The sequence below is a fragment of the Oribacterium sp. oral taxon 108 str. F0425 genome (assembly GCF_000214455.1).
In the GTDB taxonomy this organism is placed as follows: domain Bacteria; phylum Bacillota; class Clostridia; order Lachnospirales; family Lachnospiraceae; genus Oribacterium; species Oribacterium asaccharolyticum.
On record NZ_AFIH01000001.1, the window covers coordinates 2138391 to 2163606 of the forward strand.

Annotated in this window: 20 protein-coding genes, 1 pseudogene and 1 CRISPR repeat array; of the genes and pseudogenes, 1 reads left to right on the forward strand and 20 read right to left on the reverse strand. The window is 42.0% G+C overall.

Features of this window, described 5'->3' with window-relative positions; translation table 11 throughout:
* Positions 1 to 237: 237 nt before the first annotated feature.
* The 11 genes from HMPREF9124_RS09725 to HMPREF9124_RS12410 all read right to left on the reverse strand — a co-directional run bounded on the left by HMPREF9124_RS09725 (position 238) and on the right by HMPREF9124_RS12410 (position 14195).
* Positions 238 to 2748 (reverse strand): ribonucleoside-diphosphate reductase subunit alpha, encoded by a 2511-nt coding sequence (locus HMPREF9124_RS09725; RefSeq protein ID WP_009429083.1) that lies wholly within the window; start codon positions 2746 to 2748, stop codon positions 238 to 240.
* 398 nt (positions 2749 to 3146) lie between these two features.
* Positions 3147 to 3497, reverse strand: a complete 351-nt coding sequence (locus HMPREF9124_RS09730; protein WP_009429533.1) for a hypothetical protein — start codon at positions 3495 to 3497, stop codon at positions 3147 to 3149.
* Positions 3498 to 3700: 203 nt separating this feature from the next.
* A CRISPR array of direct repeats spans positions 3701 to 4704; the repeat unit is 28 nt; unit sequence GGATCACCCCCGCATACGCGGGACAAAT.
* Between the two features lie 194 nt (positions 4705 to 4898).
* Entirely contained in the window at positions 4899 to 5624 is a 726-nt protein-coding gene (gene cas2e / locus HMPREF9124_RS09735) for a type I-E CRISPR-associated endoribonuclease Cas2e (protein ID WP_009428698.1), read from the reverse strand.
* Positions 5621 to 6577 (reverse strand): type I-E CRISPR-associated endonuclease Cas1e, encoded by a 957-nt coding sequence (cas1e, locus tag HMPREF9124_RS09740; RefSeq protein ID WP_009428504.1) that lies wholly within the window; start codon positions 6575 to 6577, stop codon positions 5621 to 5623. The genes cas2e and cas1e overlap by 4 nt, the downstream gene beginning before the upstream one ends.
* Positions 6578 to 6581: 4 nt before the next feature.
* Entirely contained in the window at positions 6582 to 7214 is a 633-nt protein-coding gene (cas6e, locus tag HMPREF9124_RS09745) for a type I-E CRISPR-associated protein Cas6/Cse3/CasE (RefSeq protein WP_009427694.1), read from the reverse strand.
* A gap of 187 nt (positions 7215 to 7401) precedes the next feature.
* Complete coding sequence (gene cas5e / locus HMPREF9124_RS09750; RefSeq protein ID WP_009429844.1) at positions 7402 to 7965, reverse strand: type I-E CRISPR-associated protein Cas5/CasD; 564 nt, start codon at positions 7963 to 7965, stop codon at positions 7402 to 7404.
* A 10-nt stretch (positions 7966 to 7975) separates the two neighbouring features.
* Positions 7976 to 9055: a type I-E CRISPR-associated protein Cas7/Cse4/CasC gene (gene cas7e, locus HMPREF9124_RS09755; RefSeq protein WP_009429036.1), complete on the reverse strand. Its 1080-nt coding sequence runs from the start codon at positions 9053 to 9055 to the stop codon at positions 7976 to 7978.
* The gene (gene casB / locus HMPREF9124_RS09760; RefSeq protein WP_009429506.1) at positions 9048 to 9650 is read right to left on the reverse strand and encodes a type I-E CRISPR-associated protein Cse2/CasB; all 603 of its coding nucleotides are present in this window, start codon (positions 9648 to 9650) and stop codon (positions 9048 to 9050) included. The genes cas7e and casB overlap by 8 nt, the downstream gene beginning before the upstream one ends.
* Positions 9651 to 9663: 13 nt before the next feature.
* Positions 9664 to 11373, reverse strand: coding sequence for a type I-E CRISPR-associated protein Cse1/CasA (locus HMPREF9124_RS09765; protein ID WP_009428278.1), 1710 nt, complete (start codon positions 11371 to 11373; stop codon positions 9664 to 9666).
* Between the two features lie 3 nt (positions 11374 to 11376).
* The gene (cas3, locus tag HMPREF9124_RS12405; protein ID WP_009427775.1) at positions 11377 to 12945 is read right to left on the reverse strand and encodes a CRISPR-associated helicase Cas3'; all 1569 of its coding nucleotides are present in this window, start codon (positions 12943 to 12945) and stop codon (positions 11377 to 11379) included.
* Positions 12936 to 14195 (reverse strand): CRISPR-associated endonuclease Cas3'', encoded by a 1260-nt coding sequence (locus HMPREF9124_RS12410; protein ID WP_009429625.1) that lies wholly within the window; start codon positions 14193 to 14195, stop codon positions 12936 to 12938. The genes cas3 and HMPREF9124_RS12410 overlap by 10 nt, the downstream gene beginning before the upstream one ends.
* A 330-nt stretch (positions 14196 to 14525) precedes the next feature.
* Here HMPREF9124_RS12410 and HMPREF9124_RS09780 point away from each other — a divergent pair, with 330 nt between their 5' ends.
* Positions 14526 to 15410 carry a PD-(D/E)XK nuclease family transposase gene (locus HMPREF9124_RS09780; protein WP_009429223.1) on the forward strand — a complete coding sequence of 295 codons (885 nt, stop codon included), beginning with the start codon at positions 14526 to 14528 and terminating at the stop codon, positions 15408 to 15410.
* A gap of 262 nt (positions 15411 to 15672) precedes the next feature.
* On the opposite strand, the gene HMPREF9124_RS09785 is transcribed toward HMPREF9124_RS09780, so the two are convergent.
* The 9 genes and pseudogenes from HMPREF9124_RS09785 to HMPREF9124_RS09825 all read right to left on the reverse strand — a co-directional run bounded on the left by HMPREF9124_RS09785 (position 15673) and on the right by HMPREF9124_RS09825 (position 25181).
* Positions 15673 to 16905: a M20 family metallopeptidase gene (locus HMPREF9124_RS09785; protein WP_330367738.1), complete on the reverse strand. Its 1233-nt coding sequence runs from the start codon at positions 16903 to 16905 to the stop codon at positions 15673 to 15675.
* Between the two features lie 85 nt (positions 16906 to 16990).
* On the reverse strand, positions 16991 to 17899 hold the full coding sequence (locus HMPREF9124_RS09790; RefSeq protein ID WP_009428246.1) for a MetQ/NlpA family ABC transporter substrate-binding protein: 909 nt from the start codon (positions 17897 to 17899) through the stop codon (positions 16991 to 16993).
* A 38-nt stretch (positions 17900 to 17937) separates the two neighbouring features.
* A complete protein-coding gene (locus HMPREF9124_RS09795; protein WP_009428350.1) occupies positions 17938 to 18618 on the reverse strand; it encodes a methionine ABC transporter permease in 681 nt (226 codons plus the stop codon).
* Complete coding sequence (locus HMPREF9124_RS09800; RefSeq protein ID WP_009428701.1) at positions 18606 to 19673, reverse strand: methionine ABC transporter ATP-binding protein; 1068 nt, start codon at positions 19671 to 19673, stop codon at positions 18606 to 18608. Before HMPREF9124_RS09800 ends, HMPREF9124_RS09795 begins: the two co-directional genes overlap by 13 nt.
* A gap of 198 nt (positions 19674 to 19871) precedes the next feature.
* The gene (locus HMPREF9124_RS09805; protein ID WP_009428615.1) at positions 19872 to 20867 is read right to left on the reverse strand and encodes a class B sortase; all 996 of its coding nucleotides are present in this window, start codon (positions 20865 to 20867) and stop codon (positions 19872 to 19874) included.
* Positions 20868 to 22171: pseudogene (locus HMPREF9124_RS12890) on the reverse strand (class I SAM-dependent RNA methyltransferase).
* Between the two features lie 186 nt (positions 22172 to 22357).
* Positions 22358 to 22648 (reverse strand): hypothetical protein, encoded by a 291-nt coding sequence (locus HMPREF9124_RS09815; RefSeq protein ID WP_009428405.1) that lies wholly within the window; start codon positions 22646 to 22648, stop codon positions 22358 to 22360.
* Positions 22649 to 22787: 139 nt separating this feature from the next.
* Positions 22788 to 23840, reverse strand: a complete 1053-nt coding sequence (locus HMPREF9124_RS09820) for a ComEC/Rec2 family competence protein (protein ID WP_009428302.1) — start codon at positions 23838 to 23840, stop codon at positions 22788 to 22790.
* Positions 23841 to 23861: 21 nt separating this feature from the next.
* Positions 23862 to 25181 carry an N-acetylmuramoyl-L-alanine amidase family protein gene (locus tag HMPREF9124_RS09825; protein WP_009427811.1) on the reverse strand — a complete coding sequence of 440 codons (1320 nt, stop codon included), beginning with the start codon at positions 25179 to 25181 and terminating at the stop codon, positions 23862 to 23864.
* Positions 25182 to 25216: the final 35 nt, after the last annotated feature.

Sequence of the window (25216 nt, forward strand, 5' to 3'; positions counted from 1 at the left end):
AGTTCAATTTTTATAGATAAACATCCTCATGTATAAGGGAGAAATTTATGAGACTTCCTCCGTATATGCTGTGAAAAGGCTATTACGAGGCTTCCGTTAGGAGCCCCATGCTAGCAACGAGTGCGATGCGTGTCTGAGCGAAGCGAGTTCGCAAGGAGCACGAGTGCATCGGCGCATGGGGCGAGTAGGAAACGCAGTAGGCCTTAAGCGGCATATACAGAGGAATCGATTACTCCTTTAGGCGGAGCAAGACTCACATTCATCCGGATCCAATGCTTTAGAACGCACATAGTAAATCGTCTTCACACCGGACTCCCAAGCCAAAGTATAGAGGTTCAAAAGCTCACTCATCTTGTAATCGTTGGTAATCCAGAGATTTACACTCTGCGCCTGATCAATGTGTCTCTGGCGAAGTCCCGCAGCCCGTACTGACCAGGTCTGGTCAATCTGGTGCGCCGACTTATAGTACCAATAGCTCTCCATGGAAAGCTCCGGAGCAACTCTCGGTAAGATTGCTCCCTTCTTCTCCTCTAAGAAGAAACGGTTCATAATCGGATCCAGTCCCGCTGTGGTTCCGATCAGAATAGAGGTGGAACTGGTCGGTGCCGTTGCCAAAATCCAGGCATTTCGGATTCCTTCATGCACTTCCTTCTCCAGCGCCTTCCATTCGGAAGAGCTATAGTCTCTTCTACGGAAATACTCTCCCGTTTCCCACTCTGATCCGGCAAATTCTCTATAGCTTCCGCGCTCCTTGGCAAGCTCTGCACTCGCCTTAATTGCCGCAAAGTTAATATTTTCAAATACGGTATCCACAAAGCGCAAATGCTCCTCGGACTCCCACGCAATATGATGCTTGGCAAGCATGTGGTGATAGCCGGAAACACCGAGCCCGATGGCACGATACTTCTTGTTGGTTAGCTCCGCTTCCTTAACCGGATAGAAGTTTAGGTCAATTACATTGTCCAAGGCACGAACGACCGTCTTCGTGATTTTCTGCAACTCTTCCTTATTTTCCACATCAATATTTCCAAGGCAGAGAGAAGCCAAATTACAAACCACAAAATCGCCGGGCTTTACGGTGCTGACAATGACCTCATCACCCTCTTCCGTAATGACCTTTCGCTCCAAAATTTCCGCTTCTTTCATATTCTGCGCAATTTCCGTACAGAGGTTGGAGCAATAAATGATGCCCTTATGCTTATTCGGATTCATGCGGTTTACCGTATCTCTATAGAAAGCAAACGGGGTTCCGGTCTCTACCGCAGACTTTAAAATCAGCCGCACAATATCCTTCAACACATAAACCCTCTTACTGATTCGGTTATCACGCACGCAGTCCTCATAACGACTTTCCCATTCTTCCCCGTAGAAGTCCTCTAAGCAGTAGCCCTTAATCAGGAAAATGTCGTGCGGATCCATAAGATACCATTCCTGGTTTAAATCTTCCTTTACCTTCTTCCAGAAAAGGTCCGGGTAGCAAACCGCCGGGAATACATCATGTGCTTTCATACGGTCATCGCCGTTATTGGTACGAAGCTGTAAAAATTCCGGTAAGTCCTTATGCCATGCGTCAAGATAGACTGCCACGGCACCCTGCCGCATTCCCAGCTGGTCAACCGCAACCGCCGTGTCATTGACAACACGAATCCAACGAATCACACCGCCGCTTGCCCCCTCAAAACCGCGAATCTTTCCGCCGCGGGAGCGCACCTTTCCGAAATACATTCCCATACCGCCACCGTACTTGGATACATCAGCAAAACGGGAAATGCTCTGGTAAATGCCGTCCAAAGAGTCCGCAACCGTATCAATAAAGCAGGAGCTAAGCTGATGGTAAGGCTTTCTGGCATTGGACTGTGTCGGTGTCGCCATAGTAACCTGATGCAGGCTCATAATGTCGTAAAACTCCTTGACATAGAAGGCGCGGTTCTTTTCCTCCTTCATGGCAAGATGCATGGCAATACCGAGATACATCTCCTGCGGAGACTCAAGCGCAATATGCTGTCTGTCCCGAATCACATAGCGGGAAAGGAGAAGGTCCAGTCCGGAATAGGTGAAAAGGTCATTTCTTCCCTCGTCAATCACCTTCTCCAGCTCTTCCACTTCTTCCTTCGTATAAGCCTCCAAAATATAGCTTCCGTAAAGTCCCTGCTCGGTCAAATAGCAAAGCTTCTCATAGAAGCCGTGAAGCGCGCGGCTCTCTTCCGTCCTCTTTAGTTCCTTATGGAAATGGTAGGAAAGCAGTCTCCCCGCAATCTTCTCCCAGTTCGGCTCTTCCTGTGTGGTAAGCTCCGCTGCAGCTCTTGTAAGAAGGGCGAGGCGCTTCGGAATTTCCTGTTCTCCCTTACTTAAGGAAAGATACTTTGCGGAAAGACGAGAGAGATCATAATCCGGAAAATCCTTCTGGATCTTCTTTAAAACTTCCTCAATGCCTTCTTCTCCGATTTCTTCCTTGATTCTCTGCCTTAAATGGCGAAGCAGAGTCCGCTTCTCTCTATAGAGAATATACGCTCTAGCTACACGGTAGTCTCCGTTTTGCATGAGGGATTCCTCTACCGCATTCTGAATTTCTTCCACGGAAACACGAAACTTATCCTCTAGAGCTTCCTCCACCTTTCCCAAAAGAAAGTGGAGCTTCTCCGCCTCTACTGCAATTCCCTCCGAGAGAAAGGCCTTCTCCATGGCTTTTTCGATCTTCTCTCCTCTGTAATCCTCTTCTCCGAGTCCCCTCTTAATGATTGTTTTCATTTAAACCGCTTTCTTTATCTGATGTACACTCGATTTTGTAATCCATTCTTTACGCTTGCCTACGATTTTCCGGTGATGTACGTTTGTGCAGTATTCTCCAAAAAATATTTTCTAAAAATCGGGTAGAATGGCAAAAAAAATACAGCTATAAGCAGTAAACAGGGCTGTAAAAGGGTTCTTTTTAATACGGAATGAATTCCCCAAAAATACAAAATCTTGTGTCCGTTAATTGGCACCAACACAATATAGCAAGGATTTACATTTTTCTCAAGGACTTTTTATATAGAAAAAAACTACAATTTTTTATAAAAAACCCCGGCACCACGTTTTGCAACGGGTATCGGGGTTTCAAATCTTATTCATAACGAGTATCGTGCGCAAAGCGTGCGATATCTCGTTTAGGAAAGCAAAGCAGTCCTATTAGCCAAAATCACCTTAGCGATTTGACATGCCTCGCAAATACAAGTCTCCTCTCCCTTTTCCTTTGCTTCCTTGGCAGCCTTCAAGATGGCTGCGGCCTTCTCTTCACCAAATATCTGCCTTCCATGCTCGCTTCCTGCAAAAGCAATCAAGTCATCAATACTTGTGATGTCCTCTTCCAATTCCTGTAAAAGCGCTTCTGCTTTGCTCTTTTCGTCCGCAGTCCCGTAGGCCTCCAGATAGGCTTGTACCGCTTCTCTACCCTCAGGACAAAGACTGTTGGCCTTAAGTAACTTTTCCACTTCCTGTTTTACTTCCGTTTTCGTCATATGCTCCTCCTTGATAAACAACTCGAATAGCACTCTTTACTGCTATCTATATAGTATACCATCAAATATCCTTAGATATAATACTGTTGTACAAACGGGATATCGCACGCTTTACACACGATACTCGATATGAATATAAATGCGAATCACTTCCCATACGTGGGGCAAATCACTTCCGCCTAAAGACAGGGCGCTCTTCTGTAGGATTATCCCCGCATACGCGGGACAAATTTCACGGTAATTCGAGCACTTACAGCCCCATCAGGATCACCCCCGCATGCGCGGGACAAATAAAAAAGTAACAGTAAAGGTTGAGAAGCTTATAGGATCATCCCCGCATACGCGGGACAAATTAGAAATGGAGAATCCCGCGCCCTCTAATGATGGGATCATCCCCGCATACGCGGGACAAATAAAACGAGATTGCAAACTGCACTAGCACAAGCGGGATCATCCCCGCATACGCGGGACAAATCAGGAGTACCTGTAGATGGAAGAATCCTCTATGGGATCATCCCCGCATACGCGGGACAAATGCGTCTATGAATTCCTCATGACTAATAAGACTAGGATCACCCCCGCATACGCGGGACAAATGAAATTCCTCGTTAGGCGTTTTCTCAAGCAGAGGGATCACCCCCGCATACGCGGGACAAATATAAAAGAGCCCAGCGCAAGGCCGTCTTGTAAAGAATCATCCCCGCATACGCGGGACAAATTTCAAAAAATCTTTTGTCATAAAAACAATTGCGGGATCACCCCCGCATACGCGGGACAAATGCATCATTGATAAGCCTTGTTGCGCTCACCGTAGGATCACCCCCGCATACGCGGGACAAATTCTTTCATTCTTTCACTTCTCCTTTCTTTGGCGGGATCACCCCCGCATACGCGGGACAAATTGTGGATTACTTAAATCAGAAGGGGCAGGGAAGGGATCACCCCCGCATACGCGGGACAAATCAAAGCAATCAGAGTACATAAAGCGGATAAGGAGGATCACCCCCGCATACGCGGGACAAATGGGTAAGCGGAAACACCAAAGAGCACAAGGACAGGATCACCCCCGCATACGCGGGACAAATGAATTTTGTGATAGACGAAATATCTATCAAAGGGGATCACCCCCGCATACGCGGGACAAATTGAATCCTACAAAGGACTTAGGCTTTTTCCCTGGGATCACCCCCGCATACGCGGGACAAATACTTAAAGATCCCCTAAAATAAAGAGCCTTACAGCAGATGTTGACAAAATCCATTCACTTTTGTTGCCAATTCATAAGTCAATCTAGCATCTTCCAAGGCTCTATGCAACTGCTCTTTTTGTATCCCATAGCTTTGTAGCGAAGTTTCCAGCTTATAGTTTTTCTGAAATGGCTTTTCTTTTTTATAATCCTCATTAAATCCATAGAAGGATTATGTAACTTTTCCATGCCATTTTTTGTAAAATAGCATTCAAGAAACGAAGGTCAAAGGCAATATTATATCCGACAATAATTGCCCCTTCTAAAAAATCCAATATCTCTTTCAATACAATCTCAACTTTTCTGCCTTCCCTTTTTAAAAGGTCTGTAGTAATACCTGTTAATCCTGTAATTTCATTTGGTAGCTCTCCCTCATATTCCAGCAAAGAATGGTATCCTAAAATACCGGAGTCCTGCATTACTTTTACTGCCCCTATTTCGATAATACTATTGTACTGTTCCTTCAAACCATCTGTTTCCAAATCCAGAAAAGCATAGCACTCTTTCTTTTCGCCACTATGGTTATTCGCAAATTTTCTGGCTTTATAGTATTTGCTGGCATTACTAAAGCCTTCCTTTATTCCTTCATCATCTCCTTCCGGTTCTGTTTCCAAGGGAAAACAAATCAACGGTATTCCATCACTATTATAAATTTCTCTCCTAGTATTTAAGGTATTGAAAGTATATCCAAGTTCATTTCTCATGGGGTAAGATATCGTTGCTTCTCCGCTTCCCACAGCATCTTGAATTCGTTCCCACAGTTTATCTCTTATTTTCGAATTAAAATTTCCAATATAAACTCCGGTAGCAATTTCTTGCATCCACTTAGATAAATCTCCCTTAAGAGAGTTGCTGACCTTGGATAAAGTAATCACTGTCATCGGCATGATGAATCCTCACTATAATTTACACCGTAAGAAACAAGCCTTTCCTTATCATCCCATAAATTAATACTGTCAACTTCAAAGAATTGATCTTCTTCTACCTCCAGCAAATTTTGAATATCCTTAACCATTCGTTCCAATAGCTTCGTCTCTGTAAAAATATCTCTCATTTTTTTACGAACTTCTCGTGGAAGATTCTCTTCTTCCAAACATTCTGAAACTGTCTGAAAGGCTACCGGAATCGAAGTCCAAGCCTTATACAAATCGGCAATATCATATACAAAGGACAAGTCATGTCCTGTATGCACAAATCCCAATCCCGGAGAAAGTCCCAAGGCAACAATCACACTGTAAGCCAATCCGTATAACGCAACATTGGCAACCGATAATGCTTGATTTATAGGCGTTGCATCAAAAAAATCTTCCGGATCATAATCCCTTTTATCCCATGCCACATGATATTCCTTGGACATATTTCGATAAACTGTTCTAATTCTGGCACCTTCTCTACCTCGAAGCTGCTGCATGGTTAATTTCGAAACATCTTCTCCTGCAAAACGCATTTGATACATTTTTCTGGCAATCTGTAATCTGCTTCGTGTATTACTCACCAAATCAGCTTGTTTTTCCAAGAAACGAGAGGAATGAGACAAAGCCCTTCCGTGGGCGTATTGTCTCACTCCTCTTTCTCCTGTCCATAGGACACTGGTACCTGTATCCCCCAAAAGTTCCATTGCTCTATGAGAGATATCCGTTCCCGGTCCCAGCATAAAAATGCCGATCATAGAAACCGGTACACGAACAATACCATGCTGGTCTGCAACAGTAATAGAAGAATCTTGGCGGTGAATTTTAGCATGCTCTACATAAATAAAACTGACACGATCCCCAATTCTGGGAAGTTCATTTAATTCTACTTTCTTTACATATGCATCACGATTCTTATTCATATTTTTATACCGGTATCACAGTTAATAAACCACAACCATAAGCCTTTTTCTTTCCAATACCATCACATAATGCCTTTCTAAATTGCTCAGCATCAATAACGGTTAGAATTCCTTCATAGATTACTTGAGAAATAGGTGTATCCCTCATTCCTTTCTTTTTCAGCGTTTCAAACTTTCTTTCCTTAATCACAAAGTCTGATGAATTCAAAGAAAATCCATTTTTTTCCGCCCTATCTAAGAGAAAACGACTCTGGTTTTCAATGGTGAGGAGGGGTACAGGCTTTCCGCGTTTCTCTCCTTCAATAGGCTTCGCTACAACCGGGTTTAAAGTGGTGCGAAAACGGTACTTTTTCCCTTCTTGAATACTCGCCAAAAAAGAATCGTAGGATTTTGTTTCCCCACTACCATCCACACCATACTTTTCTAAAGCCTTTAAAGAAGGCTTTTCTTCGCTTAAAATAAGCAAATATTGTCTCCCCTGAATGCTATCAATTCTCCATAGTTTTCTTGAGCGTTCCAACATAGAAATTTGTCCTACAAAGGAATCTTCCACCCAACTATGATATGCTCCCAAATGGGTCAAGTCTCGGATTTTTCTCCGGTTCTCTTTATCAATTTCCACTCTTGAAAGATACATTATGCCTCCTCCAATGTTGAAAAAACGTCATGTTCTATATCTTCCGTTCCTAAGCCTTTTTCTATTCCGCTTAAAACTTCGATAGATATACAAGCTTCCTGCCTAAAGGCAAACTGCCTTCCCTTCCGCGAAAAAGAAATAGGAATATCCCTTCTGAGTTTCGACCTGGTAATTTTCTCTTCTTCTACTATCTCCTCATCCGCATAGACTTCCAGAGATATCTTCTCTCCAATACCTTGTTTTTCTTTCTTTTTTTATACCAAGGGGCAGCCTGCCAAGGCAAGTTTCTAAGGCTATCCAGAATATCTTCTGTACTTACTCCTAAGAAAAAATCCACAGGAACAGGCAAGGATCGTCTCCCCATAAAAGGCTGAAAATAAGGGGTTTTGATAGCCTCTATAAGAGTATCTATCAATTCGTCCATACCGGAAAGAGCAACAACAAATAGAGCATCCTCCAAGTAATAACGGTTTGTTACATACGTTTTGGACTCAACGCCCTTTTCATTATAGGATCTGGCAATATGGTAATCTCTCAATAAAGTTCCATCCTGGTCTATCCGTACTGCAAATTTCAGTTTGGATAGCTCTCTTAAATTCTCTGCCTCATCTCGTCTATAGCCTAAACATGCTGCCAATAGCCCTATCACTGCACTTTTAGATGGATAATAATCGGTATAACGAGTCTCAAAATGAGAAGATGTTCCGTAGGACTGAAGGGGGCCTGTAAATTTCAGCAAAATAGTCTTCATCCTCTTCTCCTTATAAACGGTTCTTTAATTCTGCTCCTAAATCATTTAACAAATTAGACAAGCTAAGTTCCTCTTTCGCTCCCTCTAAGGAATGCCCCTCAGATAAGTTTAGGTAAAAAGAAATTTCCGGTTTTTCTACAAATCGTTGCACGTTCTTATACTCTTTAAACATAGCTTCTATGGACTCATCTACATAGCCTTCTTGCGATAATTTTGTTTTAACCGCTGTCTCAAAAGCACTAACAAAACTTACGGGGCGATCTTTCCTTAAGGATATTACAACGGAAGAGGGTACCGTCTGGTTTGCAAAGCTATTCATCTTTCCTGTAGGAAGAGAATTTAAGAAGGCTTCCACAAATAGCTTTGTTGCTTCAATGGTTTGACTTTTGTTTTCATTTAATTGGTGAAAAAACTCATGCAATGCCACATTGCCATATCGGTATAAGGTTGAAGAATTGTATTCAATAGTATCTATCATTGCTGCACCGGGCTTGGCATCCTTTGATAAATCATCTAATGCAGTGAAATAGTCAAACTCCGTCTGTACTCCATGGGTAGAAATAGCATGGGCAATTTGAGAAGATGCATTCTCACTTAGCTCCTTATCATTTGCTAACATTCGGCCAAATAAAGCAATGTCAATAGCCGCTTTCTCTTTAAATACCTTCCGAAGTTCTTCTTTATTGTATTTTTTTTCAACTGCTTTTTTAGCCAAATTTTCAGCCTGTTCTTTTCCTAAGAAAAATAAAGCTTTTACTCTATTATTTTTCGTTGTTTTAATTCCAGCTTCATTAAAGACTTTTACAGATCTCTGGATTGCATCTTCCAGAGAAATCTCCGGCTTAAGTTCTCTGATTTTTTCTGCAAGAAAACTTACTACATCCAAGCTACGCACTCCCACATTAGAAAAGTTTCCATTTTCTTTAAAGTAATCTCGCATTGCTTTCTTCCAAGACTGTGAACTAACTCTTGCTCTTCTTACTCCACCATAAACCGCCGTCTTAGGACTACCGGTATCATCTCTATTGATATTAGAGGGTGGAAGGGTTTGAATAACATGGATGTCTAAAAATAGCTTTTCTTTACTCATTTGTGTTCTCCTTTTCTACAGTACTTTTTTGAAATGTTTGATAATAGGCTCTTGCCCAATCCATCAGAATATTGTCCTGCTTACCTTTTTGCATCCAGAATAAATCCTTTGCCAATTTAGGATAGTCCACAGAAGGAGTGTCTATATTTGCCTTTAAAATTTTCACCATTTGTCTAAGATAATGAGCTAACTCCTCAAAACTTCCGGCTGTAACCATGGTATTAAAGCGCTCATCCATCGCTTTTGCCTTACTTTCATCTCCTCGAAGAATCCGCAAGCTTTCTCCGATATTTCGAGTAGATTTCACCTCTCCTCTTTCCGACTTTGAGGCGCCCTGCTGCATTAAAGCATAAATCTGCAAACTAAGATAAATCGCATTTTCCTCTGCTGTTATCCTCGCTTTATCCCCAAGATATTCCTCCGGGAGATTTTCAAAAAGTAAGGGCCAAACCTGAGGAGCATTAGTCAGTTCTTTTCCTATTGAATCTCTAATTCCTGCCAGTAAGGCTTTTCCACTTCCAAGAGTTTTGATAGGCTCAATTTCTCCAATGATCTTTCTCATCACCGCATCTACTGATTTTCTTTCTTCATCCATAGCTCCTCCTATTTCATATTTCATACTTTTTTAATTCATGGCAAAAAGATTCATAGATAGTAAAAATATTTATTATAATTTTACCATCTTCAATATAAGTTCCTTGTATATCTCTTGCATCGGCTTCTTTTATTTTTTGAAATGCATGCTCTTTAATAAATCGTATTAGGAAGTCCTTCCATTCCTTAGCTTTTTCTTCTTTTTTGCTAGAAATCTCTATTCCGATAAGCCAATTTCTAAACGGCTTATCAATCTCAAAGTAAATTTGTTTCAGATTATCCTCAAGATAAATTGTAAGGTTTTTATCTTCAATTTTTTTCTTATTGTTACCTCCTTCATAGCTTTTCTTCCTTCTAAGCTCTGCTATATCCTTTAAATATTTCCTATATTTAGTGCTAATAATTTCCTTAGTCTCGTCTACTATTCCTTTTATTCTAGCTACCCATCCTTCTACCCCTTTTTCAAAAAGGACTATTTCATGTAATGCTAAATCATCATTAATTTCATTTACCATCATCCTTGATGCATCAATTCCATCATCCTGAATCCCTACTGCAGATATCATGAGCTTATGACTATAAAAATACGGCCTTATCTTATTCAGCCAGGTTATTATTCCAGGCTCTTTGCCAATTTGGATAATCTCGTCAGGGATAGCAATAGAACCATATGACCTCCATAGTGCTTGATTAGGTTCATGACATTTAGGAACAAAATTATATTTATTATCTCCTTTCATGTCGTATTCCCACAAAGTCATAGGCTCTATTTCCATAATCGAATAATCTAGTTTTGGAAGCTTAACAACTTCAACTAAAATATCTTCAAAAAAATTCAATTCGGGATTCACCAGCATCGCTCTGCTCCAATTTGTATATAGTGCAGCAAGATTATCCTCCACTCCATGAAAAGCTCTTTTTATATTTTCTACTCCAGAATTCTCCCAACATGGACTTTGCCGTGGTATCTCTTCTCCAACTTGTTCAACTGTAATTTTAAAATTCATCATGAGCGTTTCAAATAAATTCTGTCCTCTTAGATAAATCCCTCCTAACTCATATAACCAGCCTATAGAAGGGGTATATTCTTGGCAAAATTTCACTTTATCAAAGTTCCCAAAATAACCTTGTAGCATAATTAGCCATCGAGCAAGCTCACTTTCCAGCATTTTACTTTTGCCTTCTTCTAGTTTAGGCGAAAATAAAGCAACCTTATTATTGCTCTCCGAAATGGTTCTATTAAACTGTTTTCCTAAGATAGGTCCTAGGTTTTGATAATTTCTAGGTAGTGAATCAATCTCTTCCTTGGTCACCTGATAAAAAGGATATTTCTCATCCAGCAGGTAAAAATGCTCTTTCCAAGCCTCCAAATATTCCCTAACTACTGATGGGAATTTTCCTCTTTGCCACAGTGTCTTCCACGTTTCCATAAGGGCATCATTGTATTCCTCTTCATCATCCTCGGAAACAGCCTCCTTTTGTCGGAATTTCTCGTCAATTTCTAAAAACTCATAGGCTTCTCCATCCGCATTCACCCGGGAGAACACGGTATGCAATACCGCTAATATGAATCGCAGCATTGCAAAATCCTGCGTCGCCATCTCCCCTGCCAAGCACCGATACTTTTCCGCATTTTCAAAAAGGGTAATGAGGGATACTTCTTTCATTTCCCCTTCTTCCAAAACTCGAATCCAGTTTTCTTCTAACAAATTAAATCGGCTCAAGCTTTACACCTCCTTCTTATGCCACTGCAAGCCAAATTTTTCATCGTAATGTAAAACAATATTTTTTAAGGGAAAGTCATTGTTCTCATCAAAGATCAATCCTAAACTTCCCTTTAGCCACGCTTCGTTCTGCCACTCCGGAAGTTCCCGTCTGTTATAATCTTCTAAATAACGAATGAGATCCTCTTCCTTGTTATCTTCTTTGTCCTTTTCCATATGAATAATACTTTCTCCTAGTCTTAAAGTTTGACATGCCAGTTTTCTTGCAATTGACGCTTTAGAAAGCTCTTCTGAAATGTCCTTCTGCTCTTGAAAAAGTCCATATCCCGCTCCATATTTTTTTACCGCTATCACTTCTATAGAAGAACCGATATCTCGAACCTTAGCCTGACAAAGTTCTTCTGAATCTATATACGTATTATCCAATAATCCATTTAAACTAATCTCATCTGAGCACTCCAATTTAGGCTTATCTAATCGAAATCCTTCAGCTTTTCTTTTTTGCTTGTCTAAGGTTTCATTTTGTTTCTCTTTACTCTCCTCATATTTCTTCCGAAGGTCAGGTGCTAAAGATGGATTCCATTCTCCATACACTTCCTGCACCAGTGGTGAAATATCTCTTGGGATGGAAATGCTTTTCCCTAAAGCACATTGGGTTTTAATAAGTAAATAATCTCCATAAACCCTTCTTGATCCTTTTTCAAAGTCAAAGCTCTCACTTATTCCCATAAGATAGAGTCTTGCTTCACTATGTTCCTTAGGCCTTTCTATCTTATGCCTATGAAGTCGACCTATTCTTTGGATTAACAGATCCACAGGACATAAATCACTAATCATTAAATCAAAATCAATGTCTAGGGACTGCTCTATCACCTGGGTTCCCACTACGATAAAACGCTTAGGTCTCTCTGCATTTTTCCCGATTTTTTTGAGTAATTCCTCTTCTTTTTTTATGCGATCCGTGTCGATAAATCGAGAATGTAAAAGATGGACTTCTTCCTCCGGAAAAGCTTCTAATAAATCTTTTGTGATTCTCTGCGCCCTCCCAACCGTATTTACAATAATGCCTATGACCGCTCCATTCTTACCAAGACTCTTTACGGTATCTACTAAATTCTCTTCGTCCAGCTGATAAAGCGTAACCTTTTTTTCTTTCTCTTCTTGAAAGTCTGAAAAAGATTCAACCTCACTTCCTTTGCTAAAGGTAAGTAAGGGATAGCTTTCTGCCTTAAGGAAATCAAAATTTCCTATGTCCTTCTCTTTAATCCCTCTACCTTTCAAGTAATACTTCATCAGGTCTTTTCTTCGTTCTATGGGTAAGGTCGCGGATAAGATAATGGTTGGCACTTTATAGGCTCCAAGCCATTGTAAAACCATGTAGAGGTACTGCCCCATATAGGCATCGTAGGCGTGCACTTCATCAATGATGACAACCTTTTTACTAAATCCCAAATGCCGAAGCATAAGATGTTTTTGTTTTAAAGCCATAAGGAGTAAATGATCTACAGTTCCTACTATAAAATCATCCAGCATGGCCTTCTTTCTCCCGGAAAACCATTCATTTACATACACATACTTCGTTTTTCTCCGTCCGGATCTATTCCCTCACTACAGTTTCTGGACAATGTTTGAAACTCTTCATTTAAAGCCGCCTTTCCATGAGATAGGCGAAGAGATAATTTCTCTTGATTTTCTTGCCCAAGGGAATCTACCCAGGACTCCACTCTCGGAAAAATGCCGTTGGAACTGGCTTGAGTAGGCAGTCCAAAGAAAACTCCGGCACATTGCTGCTTTCCCGCTAATTGTTCCGCAGTCATTAAAGCCGCCTCTGTTTTTCCGCAGCCCATGGGCGCCTCAAGAATCACTAAGCCGATGTCCTCAGCCCCGGCAATCTCTGTAAAAACTTTTTCTTGAAAGTCTCTAGGCATAAAGTGAAAGGAATTCTGATAAGACTGATTCGCATCAAAAAGCTGCTTCGCTTCCCATGTTTGATTCTGCGTCCATTTTAGCCAGGCCGATTCCACCCTCTCACTTATTTGTGTTCCTTCTTTCTTCCTATCTTCTTGATTTACTGTAGCATCATCCAACTCATGATCAACTTCATTCTGTAAAGAAAATAAAGGAAAATATTCCTCATTACTGGCTATCCAGTCCGCCATAATTAAAAGTCCGGAAAGTAAGAGCTGTGTCGGTTTGGGACATACCGGAAGTTCCTCTACTTTTTTATAACCGCAACTCTCTAAAGCCCAAGAAAGTAAGTTCTCCTGAGTATCTTTCCATTTTTTGCATATTTGAGAATCTTCTTTTTCTTCCTGATAAAAGTTGGCAGTATAAGCCTCAATAAAAGATGTAAGATTATAGTTTTCCTTCATAGGAATTCCATGATGAGCTCCTATGATAGAAGCAATTCCTCGGTTCATACCCGCTAAACGGCAAATCACTTCTCCAGCATAGGCATGCGGCGTTTTTCCTCGGTCTGTTAGTTCCAGGTCTTTGATTCCGGAAAAACCTTTACGCTCCAATTTCTCCAGTAAAAGAAAATCCAAGTCCTCAGAATTTTGAAATCCTCTTTGAATCTGAAAGGCCGGGGTAGCCTTTCCGATATCATGTATTGCTCCAACAAACATGGCCAAAGACTTAGCTTCATCCTCTTCGACCTTCATAGATTTAGTAATATAGACTCTCTGTCCCTCTGAAAGCCAGTGCTCCCATAGAAGCCCCATGATTTCCCTTGTATCTTCCAGATGCCGCTTTAAAGACAGCCAGTAAAAAATGCCATCCTTCTCTTTCTTTTTCGCCCAAAGTTCTAAACCGCTCCGCATAATTCTACAAATTCCTGTTCTCTGTTTCAGTAAAACCAACCCTATTAATTTAGTTGCATACTCATTGTTTTTTATGCATTTTTCATTATTATTTTGTTTTTATTTGAAATAATTATAGCACTTTTTACAATTCAAACAAGAAGAAGCAAAGAGCCTCTTCATTGTTTTTTCCGTCGTTCCTCAACCCTTCGTACAAAACCATATCCGAATATGGAGTATAGGAGATTGCAATTATCCTTGGTATAATGGGCACCAAGAATTCTATAGCTCTGCAATATTCTATTTTCTCTATCTTCATTCTCATTCTGTCCTTCTTGAGGGAGCTTTTCTATGTCAAAAAAGAGTATCAATTTAAAATTCTCCACAGAACAAGATTTAAAGCGAAAGTTCTTAGCCGAACTCATTCTTATGGATGATATTTTTATGCGCGTCGTTTTAAAGGATGTAAAATGCACGGAATTTATTCTCCAAACCATTTTGGAAAAACCGGAACTCAAGGTGAAAAGCCAAAGTATTCAAAGCGATTTAAAGAATTTGGAAGGACGCTCTTTGGTCCTTGATTGTCTTTGTACAGATAAAGAGGGCACTATTTACAATATTGAACTGCAAAATGACTCTCTAGGTGCCAGCCCAAAACGAGCGCGCTATCATTCCGGACTTATAGATATGAATATTTCAAAAAAAGGAAAATCTTTTGATTATTTACCGGAAAGCTATGTTATATTTATTTGTGGTCGAGATATTTTGAAAGGGGATAAACAAATCTATCACATTTCCAGAATCATAAAAGAATCCGGAGCAGATTTTCCCGACCAAACAAATATTATCTATCTCAATACCAGTAAAAGTAGCAGCAACGACTTAGGAAAATTAATAGAAGATTTTTATACCGCAGATCCTCAAAAAATGCATTCAAAAATACTGGCTAAAAGAGTGAGTAGGCTAAAAATTGCAGAGAACTTAGAGAAAGGAGACGAAAAAGCCATGACTACATACTATGATCGTTTAAAGAGACAATGGAAAAAAGAAGGAACAGAGGAAGGAATGGCTAAAGGAATGGCTAAGGGTCTAGCGGAAGGACTTGAAAAAAGCGAAGATATCATGGCTAAACTGATGGGTATACTAGTTAAAGAAGGTCGTATTGACGATCTTGCCAAAGCTTCAGAAGATAAATCCTATAGAAAATCTCTCTTGAAAGAGTTTCAGTTAATTTAAACGAGATATCGTAAGCTTTGCGCACGATACTCGTTATGAATGAAAATAAAAATACTACATCCGATGAGCCGAAGAGAAACGGATTGCCTTACTTGCCTATTCATCATAGAGGATATCTCTCTGACTTCACCCAAACTCTTTAATCAAAGCTGACATTTTTCAAATGTCAGTTCTGATACCGGCTAAAGTCCATTAACAAAAAACACTGTACTCCCCTGTTCATCGGGGCTGTACAGTGTTTTTAGATAAAAGTCTAATATTCCTAAAACTCCAGCTGTCTCTTTACCTGTTCCTTGTGTTCCGCCTTGATTTTCTTCAAGGTTTCCGGCTCTTCCAGAAGCTCAAGAGCCGTAAATGCCAAGACCTTGGCACCAAGTAAAATAGAGGCGAGGCCAAGATTCGAGCAGGAGGCTTTCACAAATTCCGGGCTGTGTGCCGGAATTTTCTTTTTGCTGATGCAAATGCTCGGTTGGATGGTCGGCACTACTTGGGAAACATTTCCCACATCGGAAGAGCCCATCTGCAATGCCTTCCAATCACAGGGGGTAAACTGTTCTCCAAAGCGATTCAAATGCTTTTCATATAAATCGTCAAAGGAGGGCGTCGGCACGATATTTTCCACCCAGTTTTGATAAGCCTTCATCCTTCCCTTCGCTCCCATGGAAAGGGCGGATCCGACCACAACATTTTCCACCTTCTTATATAAAGCTTCGAGAGACGGCTTTGCACTGGTTCGGAGATAAAACTTCGCATGGGCATAGTCCGGTACAACATTCGGGGCAGAGCCGCCGGAAAGAATGACTCCGTGAATTCGTGTATCATCGGTCAAATGCTGTCTTAAGGCATTGATGGAATTATAGGTCTGAATGAGTGCATCCAAAGCATTGATTCCCTCTTCCGGCTCTCCTGCCGCATGAGCGGATTTTCCCCAAAACTCGATGTCCACCGGCACACAGCCTAAGTTTCTTCCTGTCCTCTTGTGCTCATCCGCAGGATGGGCACAAAGTGCAAAATCAACATCCTTAAAATAGCCCTCTCTCACGAAGGAGCCCTTTGCAGAGCCTTCCTCACCGCCTTCTTCTCCCGGTGTCCCATAAACACGGATTTCACCACCCACTTCATCAATCACTTCCTTTAAGGCTACAGCGGAAAGGGAGGCAGTTGTACCGAAAAGATTGTGTCCGCAGCCGTGTCCCAGCCCTTCTAAGGCATCATATTCCGCAAGGAACACTACAACCGGCCCTTTTTTCTTACTCTTATAGCTTGCCGCAAATCCTGTCCTATGTCCTGCTGCAGGCATCTCCACAAAAAAGCCGAAGGAGGAAAGTGTCTTTGACAGCTCTTCCGATGCAAAAAACTCATAGTTACTGACTTCCGGCTTTTTATGAATGGCCAGCGCCAGATTCTGAAAAAGCTTTCCCTCTTTTTCTACCTTCTTTACAATTCTTTCTTCTCTATCCGAAAGCTGCGCTTCTTCTATTCCTTTCTTTCCCATATTCTTTTCCTCCGTTTCTTCTTTTAAAAATAGGAGGAGCAAGGCTCCTCCTTAGGTTCATCGACCCCTCTATACCCTATACAAATTAGTCCCAAACCGGGATGGACTGTCCGTCGTAGTGCTCTAAAACAACCTGCTTAACTTCGTCGGAATTGTAAGCCTTCTTAATCTTCTGGAAGTCTTCGCTCTCGATACGATCCTTCTTTGCCGCAATGATGTTCCAGTAGTTCTTCATATCCGGCTCTTTGTAATCCTCATAAACGATGGCATCGTTCTTAAGGGTTAATCCCGCATCCTTCGCTACACCGTTGTTAATGCAGGCAAAAGATAAGTCAGGAAGAGAAGCCGGAATCTGGGTTGCTACCATTTCCACAATTTCCACATCCTTGTTATACTTTTCGATATCCATTACGGTCGGAGTCAATCCCGCTTCCTTCTTCAAGGTCAGGAAGCCGTTCTTCTCGAGGAACTTAAGTGCTCTTCCTCCATTGGTTACATCGTTCGGAATAGCAATGATTAAGTGACCTGTTGCCTCGTCCAGGCTCTTATACTTGGAAGAGTAAATGCCCATCGGAGCAACCTGCGTATAAGCAAGAATTCCCAAATCGGTATAGCCTCTCTCCTTCACAAAGTTATTGAAATAAATCTCTGTCTGGAAAGCATTTAAATCAATTTCTCCGTCCTCTAAAGCCTCATTCGGTTTAACATAATCGCTGAACTCTACCATCTCGAGCTTAATATTGTCTTTTGCAAGCAGCTCATTTGCCTTTTCCCACTCCTCGTGGTCGGAACCGTTTACACCGAGCTTGTAGGTACGAAGCTCCCCGGCATCCGCCTTCTCTTCTTTTGCAGCTTCTGTTGCCTTCTCACTGCCCTGCTCTGTACCTGCCTCCGCTTTCTTCTCTGTAGTCTTTGTGCTTGCACCGCCGCATGCCGCTAAGGAAGCTGCAGCAAGTGCTACGGTAAGTCCTAATGCTAAAATTCTTTTTTTCATAATCCTCTCTCCTCTAAACAAAACTGTATATAGTACTTTTATCGATGGCTTACCAGCTTACTTAAGCTGTCTCCCACCCATTGTACGAAGAACACCATGACAAGCATGATGACTATCGTCAGAAACATGACATCGGTCTTATTTTGCCCATAGCCGTAACGGATGGCAAAGTCTCCGAGTCCGCCGCCGCCTACCGATCCGGCTACCGCCGAATAACTGATAAGACCGACCAGCATAATGGTCACCGCCTGAATGATGGCGGAAAAACCTTCCTTTAGCATAACCTTGAAAATGATGGCAATTTCCGAAAATCCCATTGCTCGGTATGCCTCAATCACTCCCTTGTCAATGCTTTGGAGCGCAAGCTCCGTCTGCTTCGCCATAAAGGGTATGCAGGCAATAATCAGAGGAACAATGGCTCCCTTCATTCCTATTGTCGTCCCTACAATGGCACGAACAAGCCAGGGAATGGATGCAATCAAGATGACGAACGGGATGGAACGCACCGTATTCACAATCTTGGAAAGAATGGAATAGAGCGGCGGGAAGGATAAAAGTTCTCCCTTCTTTGTCACTGCAAGGACGATTCCCAAGGGAACACCCAGCACTGCCGCAAACACGCCGGAAATACTGACCATGATGAGCGTCTCATTCAAGGATTTCACAATATAGGGCCAAAGCTTTGCTACATTCGGAAACATACTGTTTAGCCATTCCATATTTTGTCCTCCTCTCTCTTTCCCTCTATCTTATGTCCTCCAAGCTCTTCCACCTTAATCTCTCTACTCTTTAAGTATGCCACCGCATCCAGAATATCTTTCCCTTCTCCCTTCATATCTATCGTAAGGGTTCCAAAAGGTACACCTGAAAGAATTTCGATATTACCGAACAGGATAGACACCTCTACGGGGTAGTTTCGAACCAAATCCATGATAGCCGGATCATTGGCTTTCTCTCCAATAAAGGTAAGTTCATAGAGATTTCTCTTGTTCTTTTCCGCAAGGGCAATCGCTTCCTTCCGGTAAAGCGTTTTCTCACGGAACTCCTTCGTGATGCTGGACTTCGGTTCGGAAAATACCTCTACAAGACTTCCTTCCTCGATAACCTTTCCCTCCTCCATCACCGCAACCTTATTGCAAATGCTCTTCACCACTTCCATTTGGTGGGTAATCATCACTACTGTAAGCTTCAGCTTTTCTTGTAAAGAACGGAGCAATTCAATAATCTGCGTTGTGGTATTCGGATCCAACGCGGAAGTCGCCTCATCGCATAGAAGAATCCTGGGTCTTCCTACCAAGGCTCTTGCTATAGCCACTCTTTGCTTCTGTCCACCCGAAAGCTGTGAAGGATAAGCTCTTGCTTTATCTTCCAGTCCCGTTAAACGAAGCATTTCCTCGACTCTTTCCCTGATTTCTTTTCCGGAAATTCTACCCTGATTTTTGAGCGGTGCAGCAATATTCTCAAAAACATTTGCAGAATTTAAAAGGTTAAAATGTTGGAAAATCATCCCCATTCTCCGCCGTACAGCTCTAAGCTCTACTTCCGAATACGCAGTAATGTTTTTCCCCTCTACGATAACCTCTCCGCTTGTCGGTTTTTCTAAGAGATTAATGCAACGAACCAAGGTAGACTTTCCTGCACCGGAATAGCCGATAATCCCGAAAATATCTCCCTCTTCAATCGTCAAGCTGACATCTCTCACCGCATGAACGCCCTCACCGACCTTCTCCGAAGGGAAGGTTTTTACGATATTCTTTAATTCAATAATCCCCATAACTTTCTCCTCCGGCTTCCAATTGCGCACTTTATGTACGACGCTCGTTATGCATTAAAAATCCCTCCATATTCATCCTTTTCGGGAGTACCCCGGAAAGATTATGAATATTTTGGGATTATAGCCATTTTTTTGAATCCTGTCTAATCGCTGTTCTATATGTCCTGTTATAGGAATAAACTATAGCAGAACAGAAAATCAAGAATTTGGATAAAGCTCCTCAAAGGCTGCCTGCACAATAAAACGCTGGTTTCCTCCTGATGGACCTGAACAGGTTGAAAGCGTAATCAGATTCGGACGTGTAGAAAAGTCAATCGCCCCTTTCGGATAATTTCTATAGGATGAAAGTTTGCTTGTCAATTGCACATAACGATCGTATCCGCTATCTCCTTCAAAGTCCGCGTAAATGTCACTCTCCGTGGTTGTTAAATAATAAGAATAAATGCGATAGCGATAAATTCCATCCGGTTTACAGAGGAAAACATAAGGATTCGAATCCGCAAGACTCGGATCCTTCAAAAAATTCTTCAGCTTTCCGAACATGGACCCATTTTTCATATTGTGGCCAAAGATAAAGGTATTTTTATTGTCATAGCTTCCCTTTGCATTGGCATCCAAAAATATGGAGCCGGCAAAGTTTGCCTTTCCTTCAAATGTTCGGTGCAAATAATCTTCATTATCCTTGCTGCGCACAACCGGATAACTTATACCGATTGCAGGCACATAGATAACGGCAGTAAAATCTCCGTTAATCTTCGCTAAAGTATCATAATTAATCTGAAATTTGGGATGTGCAATGTCAACAGGCTCCGGTGCCTCGGTCTCCGGTTCACTTCCCTTCTCTTCCGCGGAGCCCTCCTCTTTCTTTTTTTCTTCCTTCTGCTCTACCGTCTCCGGCTGGACAACAATGTGTTCTTCCAAAGCGGCATATTCGTCATCTGCCGCTTTATACTCTAAAAAGTCTCGCAGAAACAATCCGCCGAAAACCAACATGGAAATGAATAAAACAAGGGGGATAATCTTATGAATTATGCTCTCCCGCCTTCTTTTATAAGACCTTTTAGAGGGCTGCTGCTCCTGTACTTTCTTTTCTCCGGAAGACGCATCTTCCGTCTTTTCTTCTATAGTTTGTATATTTTGTCCTGCTGCTTTCTTCTCTTCATTTCTATTCTCTTCGTTTCTATTCTCTTCCATTTACCTGATTCCTTCTTTCTCTAAGAGGCACACACACTCGCAGTTATTAGTTCTCGGGAATAAATCCACCGCACAAAGCTTCTTTACCCTGTATCCTGCTGCCTGAAGTGCCTCCAGATCCCTTGCTAAACTCTTGGGCTTACATGCCACATAAATGAGTCTCTCTACTCCGTAACGAATAATTAAATCCAACGCCTTCCTATGCATCCCGTCTCTTGGCGGGTCTACGATAATAAAGTCGGGATGCGGAAGAACAGTTGTCTCCAAGTTCCGCTCTCCATTGCAGTTCCGCGCTCCATTAGCATCCTCTTTTTCCGGGTTTTCCCCTTTCGTTTCCTCCCGCTTTGCACTCTCTTCCAATACCTTCAGCACATCTCCGGCGATAAAATGACAGTTCGTAATGCCGTTGTCTTTCGCATTTTCCTTCGCGGATTCGACTGCTTCTTCGATGATTTCTACCCCGTAAGCATCCCGAGCCACTTTACTCATGAGCTGGGTAATCGTTCCGGTTCCGGAATAGAGATCAAAGATAATCGGTTTATCTTTTGCAGAGTCCGAAAGATTTGCATACTCTCGAATTTTTTCATACAATTTTTCAGCTCCAAGACTATTGGTCTGAAAAAAGAAAAGGGTGTTATTTTAAAACGCAAGCCCAAAAGTTCTTCGTAAAAGAAATCTTTTCCGTAGAGAATCTCCGTGCCTTGGTTTACCACCGCATCCGCCGGACTGTCATTTTTCGTATGCAAAATTCCCGCAAAATGCCCTTCCAAGCTGCCTTCTTTTTCCAATTCCAAGAGGCTTTCGCACCATCCTGTAAGAAGAAACTCCTCAGTCTGTACACTTTCCGGATTCCACGAAGCATGAATGAGGGAAACCAGGATTTCTCCTGTTTTTTCCGCCCTTCTAATCAGAAGATGACGTAGATAGCCCTCATGTCTCTTCTTGTGAAAATAAGAAATACCCTTTTCCCGAAAATAATTTCTGCTCACGGTAAGAATTTTTCCCATATCCGGGCTGGGGAGTCTACAGTCATCCATATTTAAAATATTAAAAAAGCTTCTTTTTTGGTGAAGTCCCAGACAAAGAGGGCCATCCTTTTCCTGATCGCCGAAAGAAAATTCCATCTTATTCCGGTAAGCTTCTTTTTGAGGCGAGGATAAGATTCCCTCAAAGGGAAGCTCTCCTAATACTATCGGCATAAACAGACTTCTTATTTCCTCTTCTTTTTTCTTCAGTTCCTCTTCATAGGAAATCTTCTGGTAAAAGCAGCCTCCGCAATATTCTTCATTTTTACACCATTCCATTGCCATTTTCACCTATACTCTCCCTTACTATTCCTTCCTTTGCGGTTGATTCACGTAGCCCATTCTACAACAAAAACAGATAGATGAACAATCTATAACAAGAACTCCTGCGCTTTCCGTACCATTCTCGTTATGGATGAAGAAAAGGAGGCATTTCTGCCTCCTATATCTGTCCTACCTTCTCTTTTACTCTTCTTCCGAAAAATCCTCGGAATCCTCATCGTAATCATCATACTCATCATACTCATCCGAGTGATTGGGAGCCAAGAAGCGATACACGCAATAAGCCAATCCACAAAAAAGAATAATCCCGCTGATAACCGCTAGTACAATGCAAATCGTTTCCGTTGTCTTTTTTTCTTCTTTATGCTTATCTCTTGTCCTAAGAGCATACTGAAAATCGGAGCTCAAACTTTTCGCCTCTTCCGTAAATCTTCTGGCTCTATCTTTAAGATTTTCTATATTCCACTGTTCCATACATTCTTCCTTTCGAAAAGCATTACCATTCCCGAATGCCTTGTTGATAACTGCCAAATGGCCTTATCACCGGGCGAGTTTTGAATCAGTATATCGGTCTTTTTCTGAAAATGCAATGGGGAAATCACACTGTACCGGATTATTCCAATACCCAGTTTCCATCCGCCATAACAAAGTTCTTCTCCACACCGAGCTTATTCATCCAGAACTTGGTTAAAGCAATCGTATACGTTTCCTGATCCTCCGTAAACGGTTCCTTTCGTTTATCCCAAAGTTCTTTAGAACTGGGCCAGAGAGCATACCGCGGATTAACTGTGCTATAGAAGGCAAAGCTTCCGCCGTGCTGACCGTGATGAGCCATTTGCACAATATCCGCTTTCAGCTTCTCCGCCGGCAATTCCTCCAAAAGCTTTCCCGCCGCCTCATAAGGAAGATCCCCGGTAATCAAGAGCTTCTTTCCGTTTATCGTAATCATGTAGCAAATAGAACTGTTATTTCCGGTATCAATCGGGATGGAATAAGCTGTATTTAAAATCTCCACGGATACATTTCCATAAGAAAATGTTGTACCCCTCTCGGAATTCTCGTGCTTCTTCTCCGCAGGATAAGCAGCAAGATCATCCATTACTTCCTTAATCATCGGTAATCTGTAGCTCTGCTCATACTGCTCATAAAAGGAGTATGGCGCAAAGCTGAAATAAATCTGTCCCGGATCAATATTATAATAATCCGGATGCCCGGCCACCTTCTGCTGTTCCAAAATAACGGAAAGTGCTCCGACATGATCCTCATGCGGATGCGTAAGGAGCCATGCGCTAACCTTTCCTCCCCTTGCCTTAATATACTTGGATAAATAGGGTGCATTGGTCTTTAAGCCGCCATCCACAACAATTAATTGTCCTTCATTGCTTTCAATCACAATACTGATTTGTTGTCCGCTTTCATTGCCCTTAATCATAGTAATCTTGGCACCGCCGAGGCCGATTGTGGAATCGGTATAGGTAGGGGTTGCCTCTCCATTCCGAACATAGATGGGAGCATTGCCTCCACTGGTCTTATCTTGACTTAAACTTGCCTCCGTGTTTGCGTTTCCATAGATGGTTCCCGTGCTGCTTTCCTCAGCAAATGTGGGTAATGCCAAAAGAAAACTCATTCCCACAGCAAGTGCCAGGCTTCCAAATCTTTTATTCATTTATACTCCTTTACGTCTTTCTTACTGTCTTACTCCGTCTGCCCCAATGGAAAAACCGTCTTTTACCGTATTCTGTTCCATGGCTCCTACAGGGATGTCAGCATCACTCACATTGAAGAAATACCACTTCTCTCCGATATTTTCCCAACCGGTCTTCATTTCGCCGTTTTGGATATCCAGATAGTACCACCGGTCATTCAGCTGTCGCCAGGATGTCGCCATCTGTCCCGCAGCTCCGCCTTCCGTATCAAAGTAATACCATTTTCCGCCTACTTCCTGCCAGCCGGAAAGCATTACGCCGTCACCGTTCATATAGTACCAGTGCTCCCCTATCTTCTGCCAACCGGAAAGCATCTTTCCCTGCTCATCAAAATAGAACCAATAATCTTTCACTTTGGTCCAGCCTTTGGCCAATCTTCCGTTTGCTTCATAGTACCAATCCGCACCGTTCTGACGCCAGCCTGAAGCTGCCTCTCCGGGGCCGTTTGCATCGGGATTTTCCTGATTTTGCTGTCCATTATACTTCTCGGAAGCTCTCTTCTTATTATCCTTCTCCCGCTCAGCCTTGGTTTTTTTCTTCTTTTTTGCACTGTATTCTTTGAAGCTTCCCTTTGAGATACCGGTAGCCTTTAACGTAATCAAATTAAAGAAATACTCTCCGCTATCTCCGTCCGGATCTTCTACGCTTCCTGAAGAATCCACATACAGGGAATCCGCAAAATACTGTGCCATATCATCCCTTTTATCATATACGGCACGAACCGCGATATGATCGAACTCTTTTCCGCTTTGGGTATAAGAAGAAAAATTGAACTTGGGAGAATTGCTGTGCTTTTTTACAATTTTTTCATCTCCGTTTGCTGTATTGTAGAATACCAGGACATCATAGCCTGTTGCATAATTAACCTTTTCCCAGGTATAGGATTTTTCATCAGAACTAAAGTTTGTCGGTTCCTTCAAAACATAGTAGGGGTAAGCATTTGCCTTTATTTTAATCGTATTCTTTCCCTTCTCGGTTACCGCCATTTCATACGCGCCGCGTACCTCCACCACGGTAGAAGAATCAAAGAATTGTCCCTCGTCCGCCTTCACGGTTATCGTATAGGTATAGGGTTTTTTGGGAGTATTGTACTTTCCGTCCACAGAGAAACTGCTGACCTCGTATCCGCTATCCATCGCTCTTGCATCCGGCTTGGAATACGTTGCACCGGCTTCCAGCTCTAAATCCTCATTGGGGCTGATGTCCACCTGCACCCTTCCTACCAATTGCTCCGCAAAAGCAGGAAGCGCAAAGATTCCCGATAAAAGTGCGGTAACCAAGATGATTCTTTTCTTCATCATAATTCTCCTTATGTTTCTGTTTTTTTATATTTTTG

Bases quoted from the DNA above. Each gene is read 5' to 3' on its own strand.
- HMPREF9124_RS09820 (WP_009428302.1), bottom strand. From the start codon at position 23,840: ATGAATAAAAGATTTGGAAGCCTGGCACTTGCTGTGGGAATGAGTTTT.
- HMPREF9124_RS09725 (WP_009429083.1), bottom strand. From the start codon at position 2,748: ATGAAAACAATCATTAAGAGGGGACTCGGAGAAGAGGATTACAGAGGA.
- casB (WP_009429506.1), bottom strand. From the start codon at position 9,650: ATGGATGAAGAAAGAAAATCAGTAGATGCGGTGATGAGAAAGATCATT.
- cas5e (WP_009429844.1), bottom strand. From the start codon at position 7,965: ATGAAGACTATTTTGCTGAAATTTACAGGCCCCCTTCAGTCCTACGGA.
- cas7e (WP_009429036.1), bottom strand. From the start codon at position 9,055: ATGAGTAAAGAAAAGCTATTTTTAGACATCCATGTTATTCAAACCCTT.
- cas1e (WP_009428504.1), bottom strand. From the start codon at position 6,577: ATGAATAAGAATCGTGATGCATATGTAAAGAAAGTAGAATTAAATGAA.
- HMPREF9124_RS09795 (WP_009428350.1), bottom strand. From the start codon at position 18,618: ATGGAATGGCTAAACAGTATGTTTCCGAATGTAGCAAAGCTTTGGCCC.
- HMPREF9124_RS09790 (WP_009428246.1), bottom strand. From the start codon at position 17,899: ATGAAAAAAAGAATTTTAGCATTAGGACTTACCGTAGCACTTGCTGCA.
- HMPREF9124_RS09730 (WP_009429533.1), bottom strand. From the start codon at position 3,497: ATGACGAAAACGGAAGTAAAACAGGAAGTGGAAAAGTTACTTAAGGCC.
- HMPREF9124_RS12410 (WP_009429625.1), bottom strand. From the start codon at position 14,195: ATGCGGAGCGGTTTAGAACTTTGGGCGAAAAAGAAAGAGAAGGATGGC.
- HMPREF9124_RS09825 (WP_009427811.1), bottom strand. From the start codon at position 25,181: ATGATGAAGAAAAGAATCATCTTGGTTACCGCACTTTTATCGGGAATC.
- HMPREF9124_RS09780 (WP_009429223.1), top strand. From the start codon at position 14,526: ATGTCAAAAAAGAGTATCAATTTAAAATTCTCCACAGAACAAGATTTA.
- cas6e (WP_009427694.1), bottom strand. From the start codon at position 7,214: ATGTATCTTTCAAGAGTGGAAATTGATAAAGAGAACCGGAGAAAAATC.
- HMPREF9124_RS09805 (WP_009428615.1), bottom strand. From the start codon at position 20,867: ATGGAAGAGAATAGAAACGAAGAGAATAGAAATGAAGAGAAGAAAGCA.
- cas2e (WP_009428698.1), bottom strand. From the start codon at position 5,624: ATGACAGTGATTACTTTATCCAAGGTCAGCAACTCTCTTAAGGGAGAT.
- HMPREF9124_RS09815 (WP_009428405.1), bottom strand. From the start codon at position 22,648: ATGGAACAGTGGAATATAGAAAATCTTAAAGATAGAGCCAGAAGATTT.
- HMPREF9124_RS09800 (WP_009428701.1), bottom strand. From the start codon at position 19,673: ATGGGGATTATTGAATTAAAGAATATCGTAAAAACCTTCCCTTCGGAG.
- HMPREF9124_RS09785 (WP_330367738.1), bottom strand. From the start codon at position 16,905: ATGGGAAAGAAAGGAATAGAAGAAGCGCAGCTTTCGGATAGAGAAGAA.